Here is a 23,010-nt window from a genome sequence, read left to right on the forward strand (position 1 = left end):
TAACAGACTTTCCTGTTGTATCGATTCCCCCTTTGTCGAAATGACACACTTCCTTTTTTTATAAATCCCAGGCGCTTACTGCCTTTCTCAATTTTTCTTAAATAAAACTTGCACATCTCATTCTTTATTATTTACTTTGAAACACAAAGTGCTTTATATGAAACAAACTGATATTAAAGACGATCTGGCATCTATCCGCAGCCTGATGGAGCGGTCCTCTAAGTTTATATCTTTAAGTGGCCTGTCAGGCGTGTTAGCGGGTGTATACGCTTTAATTGGCGCGGGCTACGCCTACAAATTGCTTTACACCGGGCCAAGTCGAACCAGCTATTATTTTGCGGAGGCAGTAAGCCTAAATGAAATTATGGTTACTGATATAGGTAAGTTAGTATATGTAGCGCTCGCGGTGTTGTTTGCTTCTGTCACTACCGGCATTATGTTATCATACAAAAAAGCGCACCGCAAGGGTCAATCTGTAGTTAACAATACTAGCAAACAATTGCTATTCCATATGTTAACACCGCTATTAGCCGGTGGCATATTGATGATGATATTGCTAACCCGGGGTTATTTTGGCATTATCGCTCCCGCCTCTCTTATATTTTATGGCCTGGCATTAGTAGGCGCAAGCAACTTTACTTTTACTGATGTTAAATACCTCGGTTTGCTTGAAATTGCGCTAGGATTAATTTGCGCTTTGTTTCCCGGTTACGGTTTGTATTTTTGGGCGATAGGTTTTGGTGTGCTGCATATTATATATGGCAGCGTAATGTACTTTAAATACGATAGGTGAAAATACCATTTGATAAATTAGATAAAGCTTTTGAGAACCGCCTGCGCTTGCAAATTATGAGCGTGCTGGTGGCTAATCAAAAGTATGATTTCAATTCGCTTAAGGAATTGTTGGGCGTTACCGACGGCAACCTGGCATCGCACCTTAAAGGTTTAGAGAAAGAAGAATACATATTGGTTAATAAATCATTTTTAGGGCGCAAGCCTAATACCAATTACGAGGCTACCACTAAAGGCAAAAAAGCATTTGCCGATCACCTGGATGCTTTGGAGCAATTAATAAAATCATCAAAAAGTTAAACTATATTTTTTTACCTACTTACTTTGAAATACAGAGTACTTTTAATTACTAATTTACTAAAATATATCACTATGCAATCAAGTCAATATTGGATAAACCATTTCCGCGCAAATGGAAACGAACAGAGGGTAAATTGGGACCTTGAGCCCAACATTACAGACTTAGAGGTAGCTGAGATACTCTCCTCTCTGCAAGCCTGGCAGCTCGGCGAAACATCTGAAGGAAAAAACCTTATCGCTGCGGCAACCCGCTATGCTACTAAAGTTGCCGATCCGCAATATTTAATAGCGGTGCGACTATTCATCAAAGAAGAACAAAAGCACGGCAATCACCTTGGTACTTATCTTGACCGTATTGGCAAACCACGTATTAAAAAAGATTGGGGCGACTCGCTTTTTAGACGGGTGCGGTACTTTAACACCAGTATGGAGATCTGGACACTGGCAGTAATCATTGTCGAAAGCACCGCTCAGCTATTCTACCAATCACTTAAAGATGCCACCAAATGTGTTCTGCTAAAACAAATCTGTAATGATATATTAATAGACGAAGCCTATCACATAACTTTCCAGACGGAGCGGCTGGCAATCATCTTTGAAAACAAGAACGGATTTTCGCGTAGCTGGCGGGCCTTCATTTATAAGTATTTTTTCTTCGCCACTTCTACCTTGGTATGGATAGCTCATAAAAAACTGTTTAAAGCGGGTGGCTTAACGTATAACGCTTACGCCCGCAAAATGCATCTCAAATACCTTAAAACTTTCAATGTCATCACAGATGCACAGCGCGCCCTTTGGATATAAAGTAGCGCAAACCAAACCTTATCCAAATAAAAACGCCTCCCCACATAGTGAGAAGGCGTTTTTGTTACGACTTATAAAATATAATATTATGCTAATCTTACATCTACTGCGTTAAGGCCTTTTTTGCCTTGTTGTGGTTCGAAAGTAACGCTGTCGTTCTCGCGAATTTTGTCTATTAAACCTGAAACGTGTACAAAGATCTCTTCGCCGCTGTCAGTTTTGATAAATCCGAAGCCTTTAGTTTCATTAAAAAATTTTACTGTTCCTGTTGCCATTATAATTGTTATTTAAATTATTGCAAGGTAATAAAATATTTGAAATACAATAGTATCAACAACATTTAGCTATTTTCTCTCTTTTAGCCTCACTTCAATGTTGTTATTGATAGTTTTTAGGTGTGCAATAAAAGCTGTTTTATCAGGCGGAGATATCACAACGCTATCATAGCGATTATAAAAAACCTCAAGTCTGCCTAATGAAAATGTGGCCGCGCTCCATAAAGTGGGGGTGTCTTCAATGTACTTTATTGCTGCCACATCGATACCAATTTTATTGAAACCTGTATGTACGCTTAAAACATTGTCTGCAATCACATAATAAGTATTCATAAAAAGGTAAGCCATAAAACCGGATATTGAAAGTAAAATCAAAAATGCTGGCCATTTACCGTCTATTATGAGGGTAATGCCTAGAGCAACAAACAGCGCCAATACCGGCGCCGAAATAGTCAATCCTGTTTTTTTTCTATAAACCATGCTTTTAGTGCTTTCTAACAAACAAATTAAACAAAAATGAGCAATTTTGCAGCATGCCCAATGGAACACTTTTTTTAATACCGGTACCGCTTGCAGAAAATGCAACGGCCAAGACATTTACACCTTACCTGGTTGATACCATTAACCATATATCAGAGTACATTGTAGAGAACGAGAAAACGGCGCGTCGCTTTTTAAAAGAGGCGGGGCTAAAAACACCGCAAAGCGAACTTACTGTACATGATTATGGTAAACACGCGCGCGGTGCCAGCATTAAACCTTACTTTGTTGGCCTGCAGTCTGGCAAAGATGTTGGTTTTATGAGCGAGGCTGGTTGCCCCGGCGTAGCCGACCCCGGATCGGAAATTGTTGCCGAGGCGCATAAGCGCGGCATTAAAGTGGTGCCATTGGTAGGCCCAAGCTCTATCTTACTAGCCCTGATGGCATCCGGCTTTAACGGACAGGGCTTTGCCTTTCAGGGATATTTACCTATTGATAAGGCCGAACGCAGCCGCCGTATCCGCGAGCTGGAAGGTTTGGCAGACAGGCTGAATCAAACACAGATATTTATTGAAACCCCTTTTCGCAATAATCCGATGTTAGAAGAGATTTTAAGAACCGGCCATCCAAAAACCAAGCTTTGCATTGCAACCAACCTAACCGGCGAGGATGAGTCTGTGCAAACCAAAACCATTGCCGACTGGCAAACCCAAGTGCCCGACTTACATAAAAAGCCAACCATTTTCTTATTATCGCGTTCAATATAAGTGTTAATTACAGAGCAGCATACCAAAGTATTAATTGTAGGGGCCGGCCCCTCCGGGCTAATGATGGCTGCTCAGCTAATAAGGCACGGGGTGCAGCCTATCATAATTGATATTAAACAAGGGCCAACCAATCAATCTAAAGCACTTGCCGTACAGGCGCGCTCCTTAGAGATCTATCGCCAGCTGGGCATTGTAGAACGCGCCTTACAGGGCGGCAAACAAGCCCACGGCTTGGTGCTCAATCAGGATGGTAAAGAGGTTGCATCACTTGCCATTACCGACGTGGGAACGCAACAAACGCCTTATCCCTTTGTACACCTATATCAGCAAAGCAAAAATGAACGCCTGCTGCTTGATCTGTTGACACAAAATTGCTGCCCTGTTTATTGGGACACCACGGTAGTGTCTTTAAAACAAAACGCGCGACAAGTAGAGGTTCAATTACAATCGGACCAAGAAATAACAACTTTAACCTGTGATTACGTGGTTGGTGCGGATGGCGCACACAGCACGGTGCGCAAGCAGTTAAATATTCCGTTTACCGGGGATACGTATGCCAATGAGTTTTTCCTGGCCGATTTGGAATTGAACAACGCTGAAGTTAAAGATACGCAGTTACAAATATTTTGGGGCAAGGCCGGCATGTCTGCATTTTTCCCTTTGCCAGAAACTAATAGCTACCGCGTAATTGGTAGCCTTAGCCTGGCCAGCCAGGCTAAGGCCGATTTGCAATTAGATGAAGTGCTACCGCACATAGCGGCCATTACGGGCATAGCGCTTAACGTGGTACAACAAAATTGGTTTACCACCTACAAGCTGCACCACCGTATGGCCGACAATTTTAGAAAGCAACGCTGTTTTTTAATTGGCGATGCCGCACACATCCACTCGCCTGTCGGCGGGCAGGGTATGAACACGGGCTTACAGGACGCCTATAATCTTGGCTGGAAACTTGCCGGCGTAGTAACGCATCAGCTTAAAGAGACCATTTTAGACAGCTATGCCACCGAGCGGATGCCGGTGGCCAAAGAGCTCCTGGATACGACAGATCGTGCTTTTAAAATAATTGTATCGCGCAGCTGGTTTTGGTTAGCCGTTAAAAAATGGATAATGCCTACCGGAGTTCGGTTTTTCTGGAAAAGCGAAAGCCTGCGTTCAGTGTTTTTCAAACGATTGTCGCAAATCGGCATTTCATATCGCGATAGCAATATAAGCCTGCATTTAAGCAATTCTAAAGGCATAAAAGCCGGCGACCGCCTACCTTACCTGAAAGTGTTTGACGAAAAGAAACAATTGGAAACCGACCTGCACGAATGGTGCGCCAAGCCTGGTTTTACCCTGATAGTGCTGGGTAAATTGCAGGAGATTGATCTCTTTACGGTAGCTAAATGGATAACGCAAAATTACACCCCTGCACTAAACTTTTTTTACCTGCCACCATCAAAAAAGAACAGGGAGGTATTTGAGGTTTTTGAGGTGACAGAAAATAAAAAGAAAGCTTTGATCATCCGCCCGGATATGCATATCGGGTTAATAAATGATGTGGTGGATATAGAGATGATGGAAAATTATTTAACTACTATTGTGGGACTAAACAAAACCGTGCCTGCCTTATAATATGCGCAAAATACACCAGGGAATAAGACGAAGCATTATTTCTATTATCGATCTATTTTACCCGTTGTTTAACAGCTTTTTCAGTATTCAAACTTTTAGGTATGCGGCCTGCGGTGGCGTAAATACCTTACTGGATATCGCTCTTTTTGCTGTTAGCTACCACTTTGTGGTTAAAAAAGATGACATGGATTTAGGCCTTATAACTTTAAGCCCGCATATTGCCGCCCTGTTATTAGGTTTTTGCGTTTCGTTACCCATTGGATATTACTTAAACAGGTATGTAGTTTTTCAGCAGTCGGGGTTACGCCGGCGCAGCCAGTTGTTACGATTTTTATCTGTTGTAATAATGTGTATAAGCCTTAATTACCTGCTGCTTAAAATATTTGTTGATGGATTAGGCTGGTATGCTACGCCATCAAAAGTGCTTACCACAATTCTTGTCGCCGCATTTAGTTATCTCATCCAAACTTATATCCTATTTAAAAATAAGCAGCCTATTGATGCTATGGGCTAAAAACCAAAAAGCGCCCCGGTTTACAAAGCGTTTCAAATAAATATTAAACCAGGGTAAAAAGAGTTTAATTTAACCGTGTATGGTTTCAGACTTGCCGTAGTTTTTTACAACCTGGGCTTCATAGGTCAAAAAATCTTTCCAGCGTTTATCTACGTCTATAGTTTCGGCATATTTCCTGGCCAGGCCAATAAACATAGTGTAGTGAGTTGCCTCGCTAATCATGAGCTCATGGTAAAAGGCAGATAACTCGTCGTCGTTAATATTTTCAGACAGCACCTTAAAACGTTCGCAGCTACGGGCTTCAATCATTGCAGAGAACAATAACCGGTCTATCAACTGTGCTTCGCGACCGCCGCCAATAATAATAAACTTGCGTAGCTCGTTAACGTAATCGTCTTTACGCTCTTTACCAAGTACGTAGCCGCGCTTTAAAATAATCTCGTGCACGCGTTTAAAATGATCCATCTCTTCTTGTACCAAAGCAATCATTTGCTGTACCAGATCGCTCAAATTGGGGTTTTGCACAATAAGCGTAATACCGTTAGTAGCCGCCTTTTGCTCGCAGTAAGCATGATCTATCAGTAATTCTTGAATATTGCTTTCTACCACATTTTTCACCCAAAGCGGATCTGTAGGCAACTGTAATTTAAGGATGGTCTTTTCGCTCACAAGGCAAAGATAGTGGTTAATCTTCGTCGGTAAAAGTTGGATTGTTGCTTAGTAGGCGGGCGTGGTGGTGAATGGTGAGGATCTCTAATACGTCTTCCGTTTTATAGCGGTAAATAATAAGATAATTTTTAAAGACGAATTGCCGTGCGTCAATAGACCTGTAATCAAATGTTCGGCCCATATCCGGAAAATCAAGCAATTGACTTATAGCTCGGACAATTAACTGCTTCTCCAATTTTGCATACTTAATTGAGCGTTGAGCAATAAAAGAGACGATTTCCTTTAAATCAGCCTTTGCAGTAGGTAAAATTTCAATTCTTACAGCTCTTCGCTTAGCCATTCTGATTTGAATTGTTCCCAATCCTGACCCAAGCCTTGCTCAGATTCGTTAAGTGCCTGTTCTATTTTTGCCAATAAAAGTATTTTGTCAAATACTTCTTCAACATCAATTTTTTCCGGCATGGCGTTTAAAATATTTTGAAGTTTATCTTTAGTAATAACCATAGTCTTACCCATTTTCATAAAGTTAAACAATTACTTATACAAACTTTTACCCTCTATAAACTTTAAAACAGCATCTGGCACAAAAAATTGCACGTTCTTTTTTTCGGCAATGGATTTTCGTATAAAGGTGGCAGACAGCTCCATTTGCGGGGTCATGGTAATATTGACTGACGGATGTGAGGCCAGTTCGGCGTTCTCATAGCCGGGGCGCGGATACACATAAATCTGGTAATCGCGCAGTATAAGCTTGTAGTTTTTCCACTTGGGTAGGCTCACCAAATTGTCTGACCCCATGATTAAAGCAAACTCATGCTGCGGGTACTTTTCTTTAAGGTGCGTCAGCGTATCAATGGTGTATGAGGGTTGTGGCAATTTAAGTTCGACGTCGCTTACTTCTATATTTTGCGCGTTTTCTATAGCCAGACGGGCCATTTCTAACCTATCGTAAGCATTTATTAAGTCGCCGTATTTTTTTAATGGATTTTGGGGCGACACCACCAACCAAACCTTATCCAACGTTGTGTGGTTGGCCAGGTAATTGGCAATTATTAAATGCCCAATATGGATAGGGTTAAAAGAACCGAAGAGTAGTCCTATTTTCATTGCGTGGATCAGTTAAACTAGCAAAACAAAAGCCGGCTACCGGATAAACTTAGTCACCAAAGCCTCTGCTTCTGCACATGCCGTTTCAAGATCGTAATTTTTGAGTATAATATCAAATTTTGGAGCGTAGTTTAATTCCTTTTCGGCTTTGGCAAAACGCTCTTTAAGTTTTTCCTCGCTATCTGTACCGCGGCCTACCAATCGTTCCTTTAAAACATCTAATGACGGTGGCCGAACAAATATAGCCAGGGCCTGCTCTTCGTACTTGCGCTTAAGGTGCAGGCCGCCCTCAACATCTATATCAAATATCACCGTTTTGCCTTCGTTCCAAATACGCTCAATCTCAGACCTTAAGGTACCATAAAAGGTACCGCTATACACTTCTTCAAATTCAACAAACTGCTTTTTAGCTATCTGGTGCAAAAACTCTTCTTTACTAATAAAGTAATATGCTTTACCATCCTGCTCATCGCCCCGGGCGTCGCGGGTAGTAGCCGAAATGGAAAACTCCAGCTCCGGGAATTTAGTAAGCAAGTGCCTTACAATGGTTGTTTTACCAGCCCCGGATGGTGCAGAAAATATGATGAGTTTGCCTTCCTTAGTCATTGGTCATTGGTCATTGATCACCGGGACTGCGCCATTAGCTAATTACCAATGACACCTACCCAATGACTAATTACTATAATACGTTAAGTAATTGTTCCTTTATTTTTTCAAGCTCTTCTTTCATGCCTACAACAAGTTTTTGTATGTTGGCGTCGTTTGCCTTTGAGCCTAAAGTGTTTATTTCGCGTCCAATCTCTTGCGAGATAAAGCCTAATTTTTTTCCATTTGCATCGGCGTTTTTCAATGTCTCGATGAAGTAATCGCAATGGGTTTTTAAACGTATTTTTTCTTCGGTAATATCAAGCTTATCTATATAATAGATTAGCTCTTGTTCTAACCTATTTTGGTCTATACCCTCACGTCCGGCTGCTTCAGCCAAAAAGCTATTTAGGCGTTCGCGGATAACCGGCACACGGTTAGGCTCCTCAACCTCCACCAGTTTAAGGTTTTTAAGTATAATCTCTATCCGGTATTTAATATCCTGCTCAAGGGTGTTGCCTTCATCGCTTCTAAACTGTTGAAATGCAGCCATAGCCTGGTTAAAGGTTTTTTCCATCTGTTTCCATTCATCTTCTGATACCGTTTCCTCATCATACTTTACAACCTCAGGCAAACCCAAGGCTAATTGTAGCAAATTTGAGGCGGGCTCGTTCAACTCTTCGCTAACAGACTTAAGCTGCGCATAGTAGTTTTTAAGTAAAGCGGTATCTATCCCGGCAGCCTTCACGGGCGCAGCACCTGCTTGCTCAACGTTGATAGAAAGGTTTACCTTACCGCGTTCAATTTGCTTGCTGCAATCGTTACGAAGTTGAAACTCTTTCTCAGAAAACATTTTAGGCAAGCGCAATGACAATTCAAGAAACTTACTGTTCAGTGATTTCAACTCGACGGTGTATTTTGTAGTACCCGAGTCGAAGGTAGCGATCCCATATCCGGTCATGGATTTTATCATGCGGCAAAGATAACTTTTTTTGGTGATGCTATTTAAGATTGATCATCAAAGAATAAAGATTGGTTGTTCATAATTGTAGCCATGCGCCAGCCTATTAACATCTTCTATCTGAATCGCCAACCCCTCCGCCACAATTAACACTTTTTTACATTTCTCGTCGTTAACAATGTGTAAGTTTGAGGATTGATTAAGCTATATACATATCGACGTTTAAGTGCTTTGGTGCTGCTGTGTTTTTGCTACGCCTTTGACGCTTCGGCGCAGCAGCTTTTTACAGTTACCGGCACGCTCTTTAAAAAAAACTCGCCCGTAACTATTTCCTTCGCCACAGTAACTAACATCAGCCGCAAAACTCCTGACCTGTTGAGCGATTATCTTGGGGGTTTTAAAATTGAAGCTTCCCTTGGCGATACTTTGCTATTTAGAAAGAGCGATTACACTCCGCAAATTTTGGTTGTGCTTAACCGTGGGGTTCAAACTATATACCTCCAACCCATCATTCACCTGGAACAAGTAACGGTTAAAGAAACCAGCAAGAAACTTGAACTGCAGAATACGCTAGAAAATTATAAGAAAAAGGGGCAATATAACTCGCTAAACCCAAGTGTTATGTCGGTTATCAGTTCGCCATTATCCGGCCTGTATGATCTGTTTGGTAAATCGGCCAACCAAGCCCGTAAGTTTCAAAAATTTACGCAGGAAGAATTAGAGCGGATTGAAATTGCCAAGCGTTATAATCGGCCGCTGGTAAAAAAAACGGTAGAAATTTCGGATGAGGACCTCGAGACTTTTATGCTCAATTTTCAGCCTTTTTACGAAGACATTAAAGTTTGGAGCGATTATGATATCATAACCTATATAAAAAAGTCGTACGGCTACTTTAAAGACAATAAGGCGCAATACAAGATTCAAAAGCTTTATTAACTATCAACCCACTATATTACTGATATTAAATACCCAAGCCTTCGCAGGCTTTTTCGGCGGCAAGCTTTTCGGCATTCTTTTTACTGAACTCTTTGCCAAGGCCCATTATCTGCCCGTCAACGCTAGCTTGTACAGTAAATAGCTTTGTGTTCTCGCCGTCGCCATTTTCAATAACATCAAAAGATATATCCTTGCTGTGGCGTTGGCACCACTCAATTAATTTGCTTTTAAAGTTAGTTTCGGTTTGCTCAAGCGTGTGTATGTCAATGTGAGATTTGATGATATGATTAACCAAAAAGTGCTTGGTAAATTCATATCCCTTATCAAGGTATACTGCCCCAACAACTGCCTCAAAGGCATCGCCCAGTAATGATCCCTGCCGGGTTGGGCCCAAGGCGCGGTTATCATAATCAATTAGTTTTTCAAAACCAAGTTTGCGGGCCAGTTGGTTTAAGTTGTTACGGCTAACAATTTTTGATCGAAGCTCGGTTAAAAAGCCCTCATCCTCGTACGGATAAAGCTTAAAAAGTACTTCGGCAACAACGCTGCCTAAAACCGCGTCGCCTAAAAATTCAAGGCGTTCGTTACTATTCTTTACACCTTTTTTAACGTTTTGCGCTACCGATTTATGGCGAAATGCCAATCGGTATAAAGACAAATTGCCCGGCACAAAGCCGAGCAAATTCTTTAAAACCTTAACGTATTTTCTGTGTGGAGAAAGGTATAACTTATATAAGCGGCTTACAGGCATCCACTATTATTCTTCGTACTTTTTAAAAATTACAGAAGCATTATGGCCGCCAAAACCAAAACCATTGCTTTGCACAATTCTAACATCGCGTTTTTGAGCCGTGTTAAACGTAAAATTTATTTTAGGATCAAAAGTTGGGTCGTCAGTAAAGTGGTTAATAGTTGGTGGTATTATGCCAGTATTTAAGGCTAATATTGATGCAATAGCTTCAACAGCGCCGGCAGCACCAAGTAAATGGCCTGTCATTGATTTTGTTGAGCTGATGTTTATGCGATAAGCATCTTCGCCAAATACGTCTTGTATCGCTTTAATTTCCTGCGGGTCGCCAATTGGGGTCGACGTACCGTGCACGTTTACGTAATCTATATCAGCAGGTGTTAAACCGGCGTCTTCTAAAGCGGCACGCATAACGTTGGCAGCGCCTAGTCCGTCAGGGTGCGGTGCAGTCATGTGGTAAGCATCGGCACTCATGCCTCCGCCCATCATTTCTGCATAAATTTTAGCGCCACGTGCTTTAGCGTGTTCAAGTTCTTCTAAAATAATGGTACCGGCACCTTCACCTGCAACAAAACCGTCGCGATCAAGATCAAACGGGCGCGAAGCGGTCGCCGGATCATCATTACGGACAGAGAGTGCATGCATAGCATTAAATCCGCCTATACCGGCTTCATTAATAATAGCTTCAGAGCCACCGCTTATAAACATATTAGCTTTACCCAAACGGATATAGTTAAAAGAGTCTATCAGCGAGTTGTTAGAAGATGCGCAAGCAGATACTGTAGAGAAGTTTGGACCACGCAGTCCGTATCTGATAGAGATATGACCAGGGGCAATATCCGCAATCATTTTAGGGATAAAGAACGGGTTAAAACGCGGTGTACCATCGCCTTTAGCAAAATTGGTAACCTCGTCTAAAAACGTTTTTAAACCACCTATTCCTGATCCCCAGATAACACCTATACGGTTAGTATCTAATTTTGAGAAATCTAAACCGGCATCTTTAACTGCCTCTTCAGTGCTATACAAGGCGTATTGCACAAAAGGGTCAAGTTTACGTGCGTCTTTACGGCCCAAATAGGCATCGGCATCAAAGCCTTTAACTTCGCACGCAAATTTGGTTTTGAACAACGTAGTGTCAAAACTTTTAATAAAAGCTGCGCCACTTACTCCATTGATCAATGAGTTCCAGTATTCTGGAACGGTATTGCCAATTGGAGTAAGTGCCCCAAGCCCGGTTACTACAACTCGTTTAAACCCCATTTAATGTTTAATTAAATTAAGGAGAGCCTACTTAACGTTTTTTTCAAGGTAAGCCACGGCTTGACCTACTGTGCCGATAGTCTCAGCTTGATCGTCAGGGATAGCCACGTTAAATTCTTTTTCAAATTCCATGATTAGTTCCACGGTATCTAAAGAGTCAGCACCAAGGTCGTTGGTGAAGCTAGCCTCAGGTGTAACTTCACTTTCGTCAACACCTAATTTTTCTACGATTATAGCTTTTACTCTTGAAGCGATATCAGACATAGTAATATAATTTAATGATTAATAATTTCAGTGCAAAGAAAAATAAAATCTATCAAATATCAAATCTAAAACTTTTTGATTTATTGGGTAACAAAGTTTTAGTTGAAACTGTTTCAATTTGTATTTTTACCGGGGCAAATATATATCTAATAATTGAATAGAAAATTTTTAAAATTTGAGATAGACCTGGATTTTGTTCTGATAGCAGTAACAACTTCGCTCAAAGACTATCGGGTTTGTTATTTAATTAATAAACATTTAAATTTTAACTTTACTAAATTTGATGACCTGGAGGTTGACATTCACCCCGGTGCGGCCCCGGTTTATTTTTCATTGTATCAATTTAGCTGGCAGGACAGCGAGACAGATTTTTATTTTATAGCTAATAAAGGCACAAATGGGTACTTAATACCCGAAATGAAAAAGGCAGACTATTTTATAATGATTAAAAATTATATTGATGATACAGACCTTGAGAACCTAATTACAGGCGTTAACCGCATACAAGAAGTTGTGGCCGCGGTAAAGATTGATCCTAAAAAAATAAAATCACGCGAAAATCTCCTATTTTAGCGGCGAATTTGAACTGACCATAATGCATCATAACGATGCGACATTATAATATTGAACCCGATAAATATGAATATACCGTATAACCGTACTAAAATTGTTGCGACAATGGGCCCGGCCTGTTCCAAAAAAGAAACATTGCTGGCCATGATTGAAGCCGGCGTAAATGTTTGCCGCTTAAACTTTTCGCACGGAAAACCAGAAGATCACAAAAAGTTTGTTGATCTGATTGCCGAAATTAATGAACAATACAAAACCAACGTATCAATACTTGCAGATTTGCAGGGGCCTAAGATCCGTATCGGTATGGTAAAAGATGGTGGTATACATTTAATTAACGGAACAAGAGTAAATATTACTACCAAAGAGTGCATTGGCGATGAGAATGGTATATACATTACCTACGAAGCTTTCCCGCAGGATGTACAAGCCGAAGAAATTATTTTATTGGATGACGGTAAACTGCAATTGCGCGTTATTGAAACCAATAAAATTGATACTGTACTTTGCGAGGTTGTACACGGTGGTATCTTAACATCACGTAAAGGTGTTAACCTGCCAAACACCAAGGTATCTATCCCTAGCTTAACCGAAGAGGATCTTGAAAACCTGCAATACGCCTTAGAGTGGGATATTGACTGGATAGGCTTATCGTTTGTGCGTAATGCCGACGATATTACTGAGTTAAAACAAGTTATTGCACGCAGTGGCAAGGCAGCTAAGGTTATTGCTAAAATTGAAAAACCAGAGGCTATTGACAATATAGACGCAATTATTGCCGCTACAGATGGCGTAATGGTTGCCCGTGGTGACCTGGGTGTTGAAATGCCTTTAGAAGAAGTGCCGTTGTTGCAAAAAATGATTGCACGCAAATGTCGCGCGGCTTCAAAACCGGTTATTGTTGCTACGCAAATGTTAGAATCGATGATCACAACCCCCCGCCCTACACGAGCTGAGGTTAATGACGTTGCAAACTCTGTATTAGACGGCGCCGACGCGGTTATGCTTAGCGGCGAGACATCAGTAGGCGAGTTTCCACTGATCGTTATCGAAACCATGGCTAAAATTGTTCGTAATGTCGAAGAGCTAGGTTATCCTTTCAACTCTCCTAAAGGATCAATATCTGACAGTAGCTCTGAAACATATTTAAGCGACGCGGTTTGTGAGTCGGCAGTTTATCTGGCTAACCATACCAATGCAGTAGGGGTTGTTTCAATGACTACATCTGGTTACACAGCGTACCAGATATCAAGTTATAGGCCCGCTGCCCGTACCTTTATCTTTACATCAAACAAACACCTGTTAAACTCATTAAGCCTTGTTTGGGGTGTACGTACGTTTTATTATGACAACGTTGAAAGTACCGATCAAACTATTGGTGATGTGAATGCTATTTTAAAGGCTGAAGGCTTGGTTGGCGAGGGTGATGTAGTTATCAATACCGCTGCTATCCCAATAGTTAAGCACGGAAAAACTAATATGCTTAAAGTAACCGTTATTGAATAGTAGCTGTTGTAGCAAATAGAAAAAGGGGCTGATGATTTGATCATTAGCCCCTTTTTTGTTGGTTAGTAAATGCCTGCCTGGCATACCAAATCGGACACTTTAGCCGGGTTGGCAAAATAATAGTTCCAATAAATGCTCACTATCCTCATAGCTTTAAATTTTAATGTACTTGGTTTGACAAATTAATTTAAATAAGGTTTAAAATTTTTTAATCTTTTTGTAACATTAGATTTAAAAACGTTTCAATTATTACAAACTTATAAAATGTATCAGTTTTGTTACATTTTATTTTGTTTTCGTTTGGGTTTCATTATATTCGTAATATAAACCCTCTATAAAATAAATTGATACGATTTGTGCGGAAGCATGCTTTTACAGCTTGCATGATATTAAGTAGTACCGGAACATTATTCGGACAGGAAAAGCAGGATTCGCCCGAGACACTGCGTAAACAAACAGATGCTAAACAAGTAATAAGCAGTTTTTTTAGCGGTAAAAAACCGGACACCACATCTACGGAAAAAACACACTCTACCTTTTCAACACTGCCATCGGCAGGTTATAATCCAAGTGTGGGTTTTTCTGTCGGGTTAACCTCCACTGGGGGGCATGTATTTGGCAATCCTAAAACTACCACCTTCTCTGTTGTAAATGCCAATGCTTACGTGTCAACCATGGGTATGGCCACCTTTGAGATCAAAAACAATATTTTCACTAACGATGATGTATACAATCTTCAAGGAAGCGTACAAGTTGGCAAAACCGTAGCGCTAGATTATGGCGTTGGCACCGGCCACCGTGTACAGGGCGATGGCTCGTTTATCTTGAATGACCTGCCGCTGGACAACAATTCAGATGTGTTCCCCATCAAATACTCCTACATAAAATTTACTGAACGTATATACCGCAAGATAGTTGAACACGTTTATGCCGGCGCAGGTATTGTTATTAACAAATACAGCAACATTGACGACGAGCATCAAACCGGCCCCAATATCAATACCCATAACTACAGGTACAGCATGATTAACCGTTATCCAACTTCGGGCTACTCTGCTAACGGCTGGTTAGTAAATTTTGAGTACAACTCTCGCGATCATATCAACCGTACTTACAGTGGCATGTATGCCGATGTGGTTTTGCGGGTTAACCAAAAATGGTTGGGTAGTGAGCACGGCGCCATACAGCTTAAAACAGAGCTGCGTAAATACTGGAGCTTATCAAATAAAAACCCGGAGCATGTGTTTTCCTTTTGGTATTGGGGATGCTATTTGCTCGGAGGCAGATTACCTTACCTTGAGTTACCTGGCACCGGCAGCGATCAAACCAATCGCCTGGGGCGTGGCTATACTATTGGGCGCTACAAAGGCACCTCATTTGTATATGGCGAGGCCGAGTATCGTTTCCCAATCACTCAAAACAAACTGATTAGTGGCGTGGCCTTTGCTAATGTCGAGTCGGCCAGTAATAGCCGCAGTATAGGTATAGGCCAGTTTGTTGAACCGGGAGGCGGCGTAGGTATTCGCCTGCTGTTTAACAAGTACTCGCGCTCCAACCTATGCATAGACTATGGCATAGGCAACTATGGCTCTAAGGGGATATTTTTAGGCTTAAACGAGGTGTTTTAATCACCTTAGTAACCATAAAGCCTTAAAGCAAAAAGCGGGTTCAATTTTCATTGAACCCGCTTTTGTATATGGTGTTTAAAATTTCTTCTTAGTGATGCTGATCTAAACGGCCTTCCAACGAATCGGTAGAAGTAACACCAGTCTCAGGCAACGCGCGATGCGGCCTGGTTAAAAATGGCGAATCCTGAGCAAATACACCTTTGATGGTTAGTATTAAGCCCATTAAAAAGTGAGGCCAAAATACTACATGGCAAAAACCATAAATCATCGGCAATGACAGTAAGAAAGTACCCATCAATACATCAAAAAGATTTTGCATTTGCATAGGGAAAACTTTCAAAAAGCCAAAACCAGTTGGGCTCTCGCTAAATGCCGACATAATAAACTGCAACCAACCCATTAGTAAAGGCATAAAGAAAGCAGCAGCAAACGTAGTACGCACATCAGCAAAACCGAATAGCCAGGGCGACGATAATAATACCACTGCCATTAAGTAGTTTAAAATTCCGTAAAATGTTTTTGAAATAAAAGGCTTCATTGTATGTTGTTTTATTTACAGTCGATACGGCAAAAGTAATAATTTATGCATAAAATTTAAGCTTATTTAAAAAAAATGCTAAGTAAACCGTCACAATTAAACTTCTTCATTCTTCTTTACTACTTTCGACGCTATCAGCGCAAAAAGACCCAGGATAATGCCAAACATTACGCCAAACAACGGGCCCAATAACAACATCATCAGGCGTGGGTGTGTGCCATACATAGACATCATATCCTGGTGATTGGCAGCATAGCTATCGTAAAAATACAGGTGAACCAGCGTTATCCATACGCTGTTAAACATAGCCAATATAAAACCATGCAAAAAGTATTTGCCCGGCGCTACCCTGGCTATTACAAATGCACTAAATATAAAAGTCATCAGCCAAAACGGTGGTTCCATTTTGGTCGAGATAACCGACACCGATGCAAAGGCCATAATCAACCCAAATACCGATAGCTGTGTAATTAGTTTCCACTTTATCATATTAATAAGTACTTACTTTCATTCCTTCTCCTGTTTCACGGATATCCGCCGGCGCTAGTTTAAACACAACAGGTAATTGATACTGCACCCGTATGGCCTGCCCTGCTTTATCTAATCCCGGCTCCCATTTGGGCAATAGCTTTGTTATACGCACCGCTTCTTCTAAAGAGCCCCGACCAGGACCCTTTAATGGCCTGATGTTACTTAGTTTACCATCTTTTTCAACAACAAACTGTACTAGTACTTTGCCTTCAACCTCGTACTTTAACATTAAAGGCGGATATTTCAGGTTTTTATTAATAAAGGCTACTAAGCCGTCTACCCCGCCGGCAAAGGCCGGGTACTTCTCGGCCTTTGTATAAATGGTGGTATCATTAGCCTGCAGGGCAGCCCGCTGTGTGTCCCCAGCAAATACAGCGTTGGTATCAAGCCAAAAAATTACTGCTAAAATGCAAACAATGATCTTGGTTATGGTTTGCTGTAGTGGAGATGTCTTCATTTATACAATCGTTAAAAGTACCTCTTTATTATTTATCCGCTGTAGGTGTTAAAGTAAAATCAATAGTTATACTATGATATACCCGTACAAATTTACTACCTTCATGCAGCCCGGCGCGCCATTTAGGCGATATCGACAGCAGACGGAGCGCCTCTGTTTTCATGGCATCAGTTGGCCCGCTTACGGCTTCAAGATTGGTCAGTGTTCCGTTTTTTTCTACCACGCACTCTACAACTACCTTTCCCTGCGTTTTATTCAGGCTATCTGTTTTCGCGTAATGTCTATTTTGATCAATAAACTTGGTGAACGCCTCGTCCCCTCCGGGGAAAAATGGCTGGCGGCTCACTACCGTAAAAATTTCATCAGTATAGCCCTCATGTAGCGCGGCCTTACCAAACGGCACTGGCACCGTATATGCTACCCTTACCGCTTTACCGGCAACATAACCCGGCTCCCATTTAGGCGATGCCATTACCACCCGCACAGCTTCGTTTTTCAAGCTATCATTAGTGCCTTGTATGGCTTTAGCGTTGGACACCGCACCATCCGGCTCAACTACAAAACTGACAATTACCTTACGTTGCAATGGGTCAACAACATCAATATCGCGGTATTTTATATTATTACCAATGTATTGTAAAAACATATCTAAACCATAGGGATACATGGGCGGTTTGTCAGCTTTGGTATAGATGCTATCCCCGGGCGAAACGTTAATCTCTGTTAGCAATATATCATGGGACAGAAACGACCTGCCGCCAGCACGCACATCCTGCGTAGCAGAAAATATCGTTGCTGATACACAAACTAACAATAAACGTATCGATCTGTAAACGCTGACCATAATAAGGCTGTAAAGTTGAACTAAGATAGGTATTGTATTCTCAAACAAAAAACCCTGCACGGTTATACACCGGCAGGGCTTACTTAATTGTACTATGAGGTTTGGGTTACTTACTTTTTAGCCTTTTTTGTGGTGATGATAATCACTCCGTATTTACCTGCATCCCCATAAATGGCTGTGGCGGTGCTATCTTTTAATACATCAATGCTTGCAATATCTTCTTGCTTAATTTCAGATAGCGGGCTAACGCCTTTAGCTTTCGGGTTTGGTTTAACCACCTTACCGTCTATTACGTATAGCGGGCTGGTGGGGGTCATTTTGCCTTTAAGGGCCTGCTGTAACATTGTTGTACTATTTGTTGATATGCCAAGCGCTTTGCCTTTTAAAGCAGTAGGTGATTTAGCACTGGTTAGCCCTTTTACAACCGCGGGTGGGTTAAATGATTTTTGCCCTTTAGTAGTTGTTATTAAAATTACGCCATATTTCCCCCTGTCGCCATACAAGGCTGTAGCCGTAGCATCTTTCAATATCTCCATGCTGGCAATATCTTCCTGCGGGATAAGGCTAAGCGGGCTTACCCCCGGTGCCATTTGATCAAGGCCATATTCTGAAGCTTTAGCGGCATCTAAAACAACTCCGTCTATCACATATAACGGGCTTGTTGGCGTAAGGAGGGTAGAGCCGCTACGGATGCCGATAGTTGTACCTGGCAGCGTAGTAGTGCCCGAATTAATTTTAATGCCCGGTACAGTGCCAACTTTTTTATCATCCGTATCTAAATTGAAAGCTATAGGCACGGTATACGATACTCTTACAGCATGCCCATTTTGATAACCCGGTTGCCATTTCGGCGACATCTTTAACACACGTACAGCTTCGTCCATCATTGCTTGCGACGGTCCTCTTATAGCTTTAATGTCTGACAAGGTTCCATCTATTTCGGTTGTAAATGTCGCGATAACCTTACCCTGTACTTTGTTATCGCGATCATCCTTTGGATATTTTATATTTTCGCTTAAAAACTTCGCAAATCCTTCCAATCCACCCTGAAAACTTGGTTGTTTTTCAACTTGAGAGAATAGCATATTATCGATTGATTTTACATAACCACGGATAACAACTTCATTAGTCTGCAGATAGCCTGATGGAGAAGTAACAGCCTTAGTCTCAGATCCTGTTGTTGATATAGCAACACCAGCTTTACTTTCTGTTTTGACTACATTCCCGTCTTCTATTTCTAAAGCAAAATTAACTGGTGTAACAAATGCAAATCTTGCTGCTTTACCGTCTTTTGTACCGGGGTTCCATTTTGGCGATTTCTTCATTACCTTTATCGCTTCATCTGTCAATGTTTGCGACGGGCTACGCACCGATTTAATGTCAGACAGCGTTCCGTCGGCTTCAACAACAAAGGTTAGTATTACTTTACCCTGTATGCCTGCATTGCGATCAACTGCTGGATATTTAATATTACTAGCTAAATATTTACCGAAGGATTCCATCCCGCCAGGAAACGATGGTTTATCATCATCCGCTTCAAGCGTAAAAGCAATTGGTACGGTGTATGACACCCTTACCGGTTTATCGGCCTGCGTACCTGGTTGCCATTTGGGCGACAATTTAAGCACTCTTACAGCTTCGGCCTTTAAGGTTTCTGAAGGCCCGCGCACAGCGTCCAGATTTGACAAACTGCCATCTTTTTCAACCACGAACGATACGATAACCTTGCCCGAGGTACCGTTCTCTCTATCACCGGCAGGATAAATTACCGTATTGCCTATAAACTTTCCGAAGGCCGCTATACCACCCGGAAAAGATGGCTGCACGGATACCTGGCTGTACACCTGACTCGTATCAACCGGGGCCAGATCGGCTGGTAGCTCTACGGGTTGTACATTGTACAAACCAAATGGTAGCTCTACAATAGCTTTTGGCTCTTCAGTAAGGTTATCGTTGGGTATCTGCGCGTTGTCAGTGATAGATTCTATGACCTCAGTAGCCGGCATGGCTAAAGCGTTTTCTGTTTTCTCGGTGATAGCTGCGACAGCTTTACTGTTATTAATGGTAGCCGATGAGAATATCATCATCATTATAAATAACGGTGCCGACAGGCCATACTTTGCCAGGGCTATGCGGTGCGATTTATTTTTTTGTAACATCATAATACGTTTCTTTAATAGGCTGTGGTTATAAAATTGGTTAACCAGGTTATGGCTCTGCACATCAAAACTTTGCGTTAATAGCAACATGGCATAGTCTGCCTTGTCTGTACCGGCATTTATCACATGGCTATCGGCAATAAACTCGTGGATGTATTTTATGGCAAATCGGTACAGGTAAACCACCGGGTTAAACCAGTTTATAATCATTACCGTTTCTATAATCATCACATCAATAGAGTGCCATTGGTTGGCGTGTACCTGCTCGTGGTCGTTAATTACTTTTGAGTGGATCATGTTTTCGCCCAAACTGATCTTTTTAAAGAAGGTGTATGCGGCAGATGGTGTGGGTTTTTCAATGGCTTTCTTTAATACTATTAATTGCCAGGCTAACCTTATTAATAAAAACAAAGTAACGCTGATGTATACTACATTTAGCACCTGGCCAAGCGTTATTCCGCTTTCAACCGCGGGAGCAAATATTATTGGGATACCTACGGGCATATTATAAATGGTATGCTGCACCTCTTGCGTTATAAAGAGGCTCTTCACCCAATCGGCCTCAATAACCGGGATGATGAACGACAGCAATGCCGCCGCCACCAGGTATACCCGGTTAAGCTGAAAAAACGTTTCGCGCCGTAAAAACAGCACGTAAAAGCCGAAGAATAATACCAGGTAAAAGTTTACCAGTAATAAATAATGCCACCAGGTCATAGCTATTGCTTTTTAAGTTTTTCAATCAGTTTCATGATCTCATCAGCCTCTTTCAAGTCTATTTTTTCTTTTTTCACGAAGTACGAGAACATATGTTGAACCGAATTATCAAAGTAGCCCTGCATCAGCTTATCAGTAGCAAAGTTTTGGTATTGCTCTTTACTGATAACCGGGTAATACTGATGGCTTTTACCAAACGCGTTATAGGCAACAAAGCCCTTAGCCTCTAGTATCCGTATTATGGTTGATACGGTGTTGTAAGCGGGTTTGGGCTCTGGCAAATGTTCAATAACATCTTTTACAAAGCCTTTCTCTAACTGCCAAAGTATTTGCATTAATTGCTCTTCGGCGCGGGTTAGTTCTTTAATTTCCATGGTAATACTTTTGGGGTATATTTACTTTACTAATTAGTTAAAACGAAGTTATTAGTTATAAATGATATTAACAACTAAAATTTTAGTTTATTTTATATTAAACTTTTTTTCGTCACTTTCGTTTTTCAACATCGACCTATATTATACTAAATGGATATAACTTTTCATGGCGCGGCGCGCAACGTAACCGGCAGCAAACACCTGCTACATTTGCCGGATGGTACCGGGATATTATTAGATTGTGGCATGTTTCAAGGCATGGGTGAGCATACCGAAGACATGAATGAGCATTTTGGCTTTAACCCTAAAAAGGTCAGTTGCATGATCCTATCGCACGCGCATATTGATCATTGCGGGCTTATCCCCCGCTTGGTTGCCCAGGGTTTTAGCGGGCAGATCTTCTGCACATCGGCAACAATGGACCTTGCGCGAATACTCTTGATGGATTCCGCAAAGATCCAGATGAGCGATGCAGACTACAGCAACAAGCATCGCAAAAAAAAGGGCATGGAACTAATCGAACCTCTATACAACGAAGAACAAGCGATAGAAGCCTTGCGCCTTTTTAAGATTGTAGAGTATCACGAAGAATATGCCATTACGCCCCAATGCAAATTTCATTTTAGCGATGCCGGGCATGTGTTAGGGAGTTGCGCCGTACATTTGGTAATTACCGAGAATGAGAAAGAAACCCACGTAACTTTTAGTGGCGATGTTGGCCGCTACGGCGATCTGCTGCTTAAAAACCCGCAACGTTTTCCACAGGCTGACTATATATTGTTAGAGTCGACCTATGGCGACTCCCTGCATAAAGAGCTGGAGCCAATTGAAGATGCGCTATTAGAAATTATTAATCAAACCTGCCTGATTAAAAAGGGCAAGGTTATCATTCCTGCATTTAGTGTGGGCCGTACGCAAGAATTATTGTTTGCTCTCAACGGATTAGAACTAAAAGGCAAGCTTCCAGACCTGTCTTATTATGTAGATAGCCCGTTATCAGAAAAAGCTACAACAGTTTTAAAAGAACACCCCGAAGTGTATAACCGCGATGTGAAAGAGGTGTTAAAAGTGGATGATGACCCGTTTGCTTTTAAGGGCTTGCGCTTTGTACAGTCTACCGAAGAATCTATTGCGTTAAATGAGGATAACCGCCCTTGCGTGATCATTTCCTCGTCGGGTATGGCCGAAGCCGGCAGGGTAAAGCATCATATCAAAAACAACATTAATAACCAAAAAACTACCATACTTATTGTTGGCTACTGCGAGCCAAACTCATTAGGCGGGCGCCTAATGCGCGGCGACAAAGAAGTATTTATTTTTGGCGAAAAGTACCAGGTTAATGCTGATGTACGCGCCATTAAATCAATGAGCGCTCACGGCGATTACGAGGATCTGCTGCACTTTTTAAAATGTCAGGAACCCGGGAAAGTTAAAAAGATCTTTTTGGTGCATGGCGAGTACGATGTACAGCAACGCTTTGCCGCCCGGTTAAATGAGCATGGTTTTACGAATATAGAAATACCGCATCAGCATCAGAAAGTGGTGCTGGAATAATTCAAATTCTCAAAGAGAAAGGGGTGTCACTCTGAGCTCTGTCGAAGGGT

28 protein-coding genes are annotated in these 23,010 nt (G+C 41.5%); 11 read left to right on the forward strand and 17 right to left on the reverse strand.

Annotation, left to right across the window (positions count from 1 at the left end):
• Nucleotides 1–157: 157 nt before the first annotated feature.
• The 3 genes from ACFSYC_RS01475 (at nucleotide 158) to ACFSYC_RS01485 (ending at nucleotide 1,896) form a co-directional block, all read left to right on the forward strand.
• A complete protein-coding gene (locus tag ACFSYC_RS01475; protein WP_377122775.1) occupies nucleotides 158–793 on the forward strand; it encodes a hypothetical protein in 636 nt (211 codons plus the stop codon).
• Nucleotides 790–1,092, forward strand: coding sequence for a winged helix-turn-helix domain-containing protein (locus ACFSYC_RS01480; protein ID WP_377122777.1), 303 nt, complete (start codon nucleotides 790–792; stop codon nucleotides 1,090–1,092). The genes ACFSYC_RS01475 and ACFSYC_RS01480 overlap by 4 nt, the downstream gene beginning before the upstream one ends.
• A 72-nt stretch (nucleotides 1,093–1,164) precedes the next feature.
• Nucleotides 1,165–1,896 (forward strand): ferritin-like domain-containing protein, encoded by a 732-nt coding sequence (locus ACFSYC_RS01485; protein ID WP_377122779.1) that lies wholly within the window; start codon nucleotides 1,165–1,167, stop codon nucleotides 1,894–1,896.
• Nucleotides 1,897–1,982: 86 nt separating this feature from the next.
• Here the strand turns inward: ACFSYC_RS01485 and ACFSYC_RS01490 are convergent, their stop codons facing one another.
• Both ACFSYC_RS01490 and ACFSYC_RS01495 read right to left on the reverse strand, forming a co-directional pair.
• Nucleotides 1,983–2,171, reverse strand: coding sequence for a cold-shock protein (locus ACFSYC_RS01490; RefSeq protein WP_377122781.1), 189 nt, complete (start codon nucleotides 2,169–2,171; stop codon nucleotides 1,983–1,985).
• Between the two features lie 69 nt (nucleotides 2,172–2,240).
• Entirely contained in the window at nucleotides 2,241–2,651 is a 411-nt protein-coding gene (locus ACFSYC_RS01495) for a PH domain-containing protein (protein WP_377122783.1), read from the reverse strand.
• Nucleotides 2,652–2,704: 53 nt separating this feature from the next.
• Here ACFSYC_RS01495 and ACFSYC_RS01500 point away from each other — a divergent pair, with 53 nt between their 5' ends.
• The 3 genes from ACFSYC_RS01500 to ACFSYC_RS01510 are packed head-to-tail and all read left to right on the forward strand — an operon-like array spanning nucleotide 2,705 to nucleotide 5,549.
• On the forward strand, nucleotides 2,705–3,418 hold the full coding sequence (locus ACFSYC_RS01500; RefSeq protein ID WP_377122785.1) for an SAM-dependent methyltransferase: 714 nt from the start codon (nucleotides 2,705–2,707) through the stop codon (nucleotides 3,416–3,418).
• Nucleotides 3,419–5,035, forward strand: coding sequence for an FAD-dependent monooxygenase (locus tag ACFSYC_RS01505; RefSeq protein ID WP_377122787.1), 1,617 nt, complete (start codon nucleotides 3,419–3,421; stop codon nucleotides 5,033–5,035).
• 1 nt (nucleotide 5,036) lies between these two features.
• Nucleotides 5,037–5,549, forward strand: coding sequence for a GtrA family protein (locus ACFSYC_RS01510; protein ID WP_377122789.1), 513 nt, complete (start codon nucleotides 5,037–5,039; stop codon nucleotides 5,547–5,549).
• Nucleotides 5,550–5,618: 69 nt separating this feature from the next.
• On the opposite strand, the gene miaE is transcribed toward ACFSYC_RS01510, so the two are convergent.
• The 6 genes from miaE to ACFSYC_RS01540 all read right to left on the reverse strand — a co-directional run bounded on the left by miaE (nucleotide 5,619) and on the right by ACFSYC_RS01540 (nucleotide 8,883).
• Nucleotides 5,619–6,218: a tRNA-(ms[2]io[6]A)-hydroxylase gene (gene miaE, locus ACFSYC_RS01515; protein ID WP_377122791.1), complete on the reverse strand. Its 600-nt coding sequence runs from the start codon at nucleotides 6,216–6,218 to the stop codon at nucleotides 5,619–5,621.
• Nucleotides 6,219–6,234: 16 nt separating this feature from the next.
• On the reverse strand, nucleotides 6,235–6,558 hold the full coding sequence (locus tag ACFSYC_RS01520; protein ID WP_377122793.1) for a type II toxin-antitoxin system RelE/ParE family toxin: 324 nt from the start codon (nucleotides 6,556–6,558) through the stop codon (nucleotides 6,235–6,237).
• Nucleotides 6,537–6,740: a hypothetical protein gene (locus tag ACFSYC_RS01525; RefSeq protein WP_377122795.1), complete on the reverse strand. Its 204-nt coding sequence runs from the start codon at nucleotides 6,738–6,740 to the stop codon at nucleotides 6,537–6,539. Before ACFSYC_RS01525 ends, ACFSYC_RS01520 begins: the two co-directional genes overlap by 22 nt.
• Nucleotides 6,741–6,752: 12 nt before the next feature.
• Nucleotides 6,753–7,325, reverse strand: coding sequence for a nicotinate (nicotinamide) nucleotide adenylyltransferase (gene nadD, locus ACFSYC_RS01530; RefSeq protein ID WP_377122797.1), 573 nt, complete (start codon nucleotides 7,323–7,325; stop codon nucleotides 6,753–6,755).
• A 36-nt stretch (nucleotides 7,326–7,361) separates the two neighbouring features.
• Nucleotides 7,362–7,931 carry a guanylate kinase gene (gmk, locus tag ACFSYC_RS01535; protein ID WP_377122799.1) on the reverse strand — a complete coding sequence of 190 codons (570 nt, stop codon included), beginning with the start codon at nucleotides 7,929–7,931 and terminating at the stop codon, nucleotides 7,362–7,364.
• A gap of 73 nt (nucleotides 7,932–8,004) precedes the next feature.
• Nucleotides 8,005–8,883, reverse strand: a complete 879-nt coding sequence (locus ACFSYC_RS01540; protein WP_377122801.1) for a YicC/YloC family endoribonuclease — start codon at nucleotides 8,881–8,883, stop codon at nucleotides 8,005–8,007.
• Between the two features lie 219 nt (nucleotides 8,884–9,102).
• On the opposite strand from ACFSYC_RS01540, the gene ACFSYC_RS01545 reads away from it, so the two are divergent.
• A complete protein-coding gene (locus ACFSYC_RS01545; RefSeq protein WP_377122803.1) occupies nucleotides 9,103–9,807 on the forward strand; it encodes a hypothetical protein in 705 nt (234 codons plus the stop codon).
• A gap of 25 nt (nucleotides 9,808–9,832) precedes the next feature.
• Here the strand turns inward: ACFSYC_RS01545 and rnc are convergent, their stop codons facing one another.
• From rnc to ACFSYC_RS01560, 3 genes are read right to left on the reverse strand one after another with little or no spacing between them, the layout of a single operon-like run.
• Nucleotides 9,833–10,558 (reverse strand): ribonuclease III, encoded by a 726-nt coding sequence (rnc, locus tag ACFSYC_RS01550; protein ID WP_377122805.1) that lies wholly within the window; start codon nucleotides 10,556–10,558, stop codon nucleotides 9,833–9,835.
• A 6-nt stretch (nucleotides 10,559–10,564) separates the two neighbouring features.
• Complete coding sequence (gene fabF, locus ACFSYC_RS01555) at nucleotides 10,565–11,818, reverse strand: beta-ketoacyl-ACP synthase II (RefSeq protein ID WP_377122807.1); 1,254 nt, start codon at nucleotides 11,816–11,818, stop codon at nucleotides 10,565–10,567.
• A 27-nt stretch (nucleotides 11,819–11,845) separates the two neighbouring features.
• Nucleotides 11,846–12,082: an acyl carrier protein gene (locus tag ACFSYC_RS01560; RefSeq protein WP_031266521.1), complete on the reverse strand. Its 237-nt coding sequence runs from the start codon at nucleotides 12,080–12,082 to the stop codon at nucleotides 11,846–11,848.
• Nucleotides 12,083–12,235: 153 nt separating this feature from the next.
• Here ACFSYC_RS01560 and ACFSYC_RS01565 point away from each other — a divergent pair, with 153 nt between their 5' ends.
• The 3 genes from ACFSYC_RS01565 (at nucleotide 12,236) to ACFSYC_RS01575 (ending at nucleotide 15,786) form a co-directional block, all read left to right on the forward strand.
• Nucleotides 12,236–12,655, forward strand: coding sequence for an IPExxxVDY family protein (locus ACFSYC_RS01565; protein ID WP_377122809.1), 420 nt, complete (start codon nucleotides 12,236–12,238; stop codon nucleotides 12,653–12,655).
• A 66-nt stretch (nucleotides 12,656–12,721) separates the two neighbouring features.
• Entirely contained in the window at nucleotides 12,722–14,158 is a 1,437-nt protein-coding gene (pyk, locus tag ACFSYC_RS01570; RefSeq protein WP_377122811.1) for a pyruvate kinase, read from the forward strand.
• A gap of 383 nt (nucleotides 14,159–14,541) precedes the next feature.
• Nucleotides 14,542–15,786, forward strand: coding sequence for a BamA/TamA family outer membrane protein (locus tag ACFSYC_RS01575; RefSeq protein ID WP_377122813.1), 1,245 nt, complete (start codon nucleotides 14,542–14,544; stop codon nucleotides 15,784–15,786).
• 88 nt (nucleotides 15,787–15,874) lie between these two features.
• On the opposite strand, the gene ACFSYC_RS01580 is transcribed toward ACFSYC_RS01575, so the two are convergent.
• The 6 genes from ACFSYC_RS01580 to ACFSYC_RS01605 form a co-directional block, all read right to left on the reverse strand.
• Nucleotides 15,875–16,324: an SPW repeat domain-containing protein gene (locus ACFSYC_RS01580; protein WP_377122815.1), complete on the reverse strand. Its 450-nt coding sequence runs from the start codon at nucleotides 16,322–16,324 to the stop codon at nucleotides 15,875–15,877.
• Nucleotides 16,325–16,420: 96 nt separating this feature from the next.
• A complete protein-coding gene (locus tag ACFSYC_RS01585) occupies nucleotides 16,421–16,813 on the reverse strand; it encodes a hypothetical protein (protein WP_377122817.1) in 393 nt (130 codons plus the stop codon).
• A gap of 1 nt (nucleotide 16,814) precedes the next feature.
• On the reverse strand, nucleotides 16,815–17,312 hold the full coding sequence (locus ACFSYC_RS01590) for an energy transducer TonB (protein ID WP_377122819.1): 498 nt from the start codon (nucleotides 17,310–17,312) through the stop codon (nucleotides 16,815–16,817).
• Between the two features lie 28 nt (nucleotides 17,313–17,340).
• Complete coding sequence (locus tag ACFSYC_RS01595) at nucleotides 17,341–18,156, reverse strand: energy transducer TonB (protein ID WP_377122821.1); 816 nt, start codon at nucleotides 18,154–18,156, stop codon at nucleotides 17,341–17,343.
• Between the two features lie 110 nt (nucleotides 18,157–18,266).
• Nucleotides 18,267–21,032 carry a TonB family protein gene (locus ACFSYC_RS01600; protein ID WP_377122823.1) on the reverse strand — a complete coding sequence of 922 codons (2,766 nt, stop codon included), beginning with the start codon at nucleotides 21,030–21,032 and terminating at the stop codon, nucleotides 18,267–18,269.
• A gap of 2 nt (nucleotides 21,033–21,034) precedes the next feature.
• On the reverse strand, nucleotides 21,035–21,406 hold the full coding sequence (locus tag ACFSYC_RS01605; protein WP_377122825.1) for a BlaI/MecI/CopY family transcriptional regulator: 372 nt from the start codon (nucleotides 21,404–21,406) through the stop codon (nucleotides 21,035–21,037).
• Between the two features lie 150 nt (nucleotides 21,407–21,556).
• On the opposite strand from ACFSYC_RS01605, the gene ACFSYC_RS01610 reads away from it, so the two are divergent.
• Nucleotides 21,557–22,960 carry an MBL fold metallo-hydrolase RNA specificity domain-containing protein gene (locus tag ACFSYC_RS01610; protein WP_377122827.1) on the forward strand — a complete coding sequence of 468 codons (1,404 nt, stop codon included), beginning with the start codon at nucleotides 21,557–21,559 and terminating at the stop codon, nucleotides 22,958–22,960.
• The last annotated feature ends 50 nt before the right edge of the window (nucleotides 22,961–23,010 follow it).

Source organism: Mucilaginibacter antarcticus (assembly GCF_042686155.1).
Taxonomy (GTDB): domain Bacteria; phylum Bacteroidota; class Bacteroidia; order Sphingobacteriales; family Sphingobacteriaceae; genus Mucilaginibacter; species Mucilaginibacter antarcticus.

Coding starts and splice junctions, on each gene's coding strand:
- ACFSYC_RS01475 (WP_377122775.1), top strand. CDS start 158: ATGAAACAAACTGATATTAAAGACGATCTGGCATCTATCCGCAGCCTG.
- ACFSYC_RS01485 (WP_377122779.1), top strand. CDS start 1,165: ATGCAATCAAGTCAATATTGGATAAACCATTTCCGCGCAAATGGAAAC.
- ACFSYC_RS01490 (WP_377122781.1), bottom strand. CDS start 2,171: ATGGCAACAGGAACAGTAAAATTTTTTAATGAAACTAAAGGCTTCGGA.
- ACFSYC_RS01495 (WP_377122783.1), bottom strand. CDS start 2,651: ATGGTTTATAGAAAAAAAACAGGATTGACTATTTCGGCGCCGGTATTG.
- ACFSYC_RS01500 (WP_377122785.1), top strand. CDS start 2,705: ATGCCCAATGGAACACTTTTTTTAATACCGGTACCGCTTGCAGAAAAT.
- ACFSYC_RS01510 (WP_377122789.1), top strand. CDS start 5,037: ATGCGCAAAATACACCAGGGAATAAGACGAAGCATTATTTCTATTATC.
- ACFSYC_RS01520 (WP_377122793.1), bottom strand. CDS start 6,558: ATGGCTAAGCGAAGAGCTGTAAGAATTGAAATTTTACCTACTGCAAAG.
- ACFSYC_RS01525 (WP_377122795.1), bottom strand. CDS start 6,740: ATGAAAATGGGTAAGACTATGGTTATTACTAAAGATAAACTTCAAAAT.
- nadD (WP_377122797.1), bottom strand. CDS start 7,325: ATGAAAATAGGACTACTCTTCGGTTCTTTTAACCCTATCCATATTGGG.
- gmk (WP_377122799.1), bottom strand. CDS start 7,931: ATGACTAAGGAAGGCAAACTCATCATATTTTCTGCACCATCCGGGGCT.
- ACFSYC_RS01540 (WP_377122801.1), bottom strand. CDS start 8,883: ATGATAAAATCCATGACCGGATATGGGATCGCTACCTTCGACTCGGGT.
- rnc (WP_377122805.1), bottom strand. CDS start 10,558: ATGCCTGTAAGCCGCTTATATAAGTTATACCTTTCTCCACACAGAAAA.
- fabF (WP_377122807.1), bottom strand. CDS start 11,818: ATGGGGTTTAAACGAGTTGTAGTAACCGGGCTTGGGGCACTTACTCCA.
- ACFSYC_RS01560 (WP_031266521.1), bottom strand. CDS start 12,082: ATGTCTGATATCGCTTCAAGAGTAAAAGCTATAATCGTAGAAAAATTA.
- pyk (WP_377122811.1), top strand. CDS start 12,722: ATGAATATACCGTATAACCGTACTAAAATTGTTGCGACAATGGGCCCG.
- ACFSYC_RS01575 (WP_377122813.1), top strand. CDS start 14,542: ATGATATTAAGTAGTACCGGAACATTATTCGGACAGGAAAAGCAGGAT.
- ACFSYC_RS01580 (WP_377122815.1), bottom strand. CDS start 16,324: ATGAAGCCTTTTATTTCAAAAACATTTTACGGAATTTTAAACTACTTA.
- ACFSYC_RS01585 (WP_377122817.1), bottom strand. CDS start 16,813: ATGATAAAGTGGAAACTAATTACACAGCTATCGGTATTTGGGTTGATT.
- ACFSYC_RS01590 (WP_377122819.1), bottom strand. CDS start 17,312: ATGAAGACATCTCCACTACAGCAAACCATAACCAAGATCATTGTTTGC.
- ACFSYC_RS01595 (WP_377122821.1), bottom strand. CDS start 18,156: ATGGTCAGCGTTTACAGATCGATACGTTTATTGTTAGTTTGTGTATCA.
- ACFSYC_RS01600 (WP_377122823.1), bottom strand. CDS start 21,032: ATGACCTGGTGGCATTATTTATTACTGGTAAACTTTTACCTGGTATTA.
- ACFSYC_RS01605 (WP_377122825.1), bottom strand. CDS start 21,406: ATGGAAATTAAAGAACTAACCCGCGCCGAAGAGCAATTAATGCAAATA.
- ACFSYC_RS01610 (WP_377122827.1), top strand. CDS start 21,557: ATGGATATAACTTTTCATGGCGCGGCGCGCAACGTAACCGGCAGCAAA.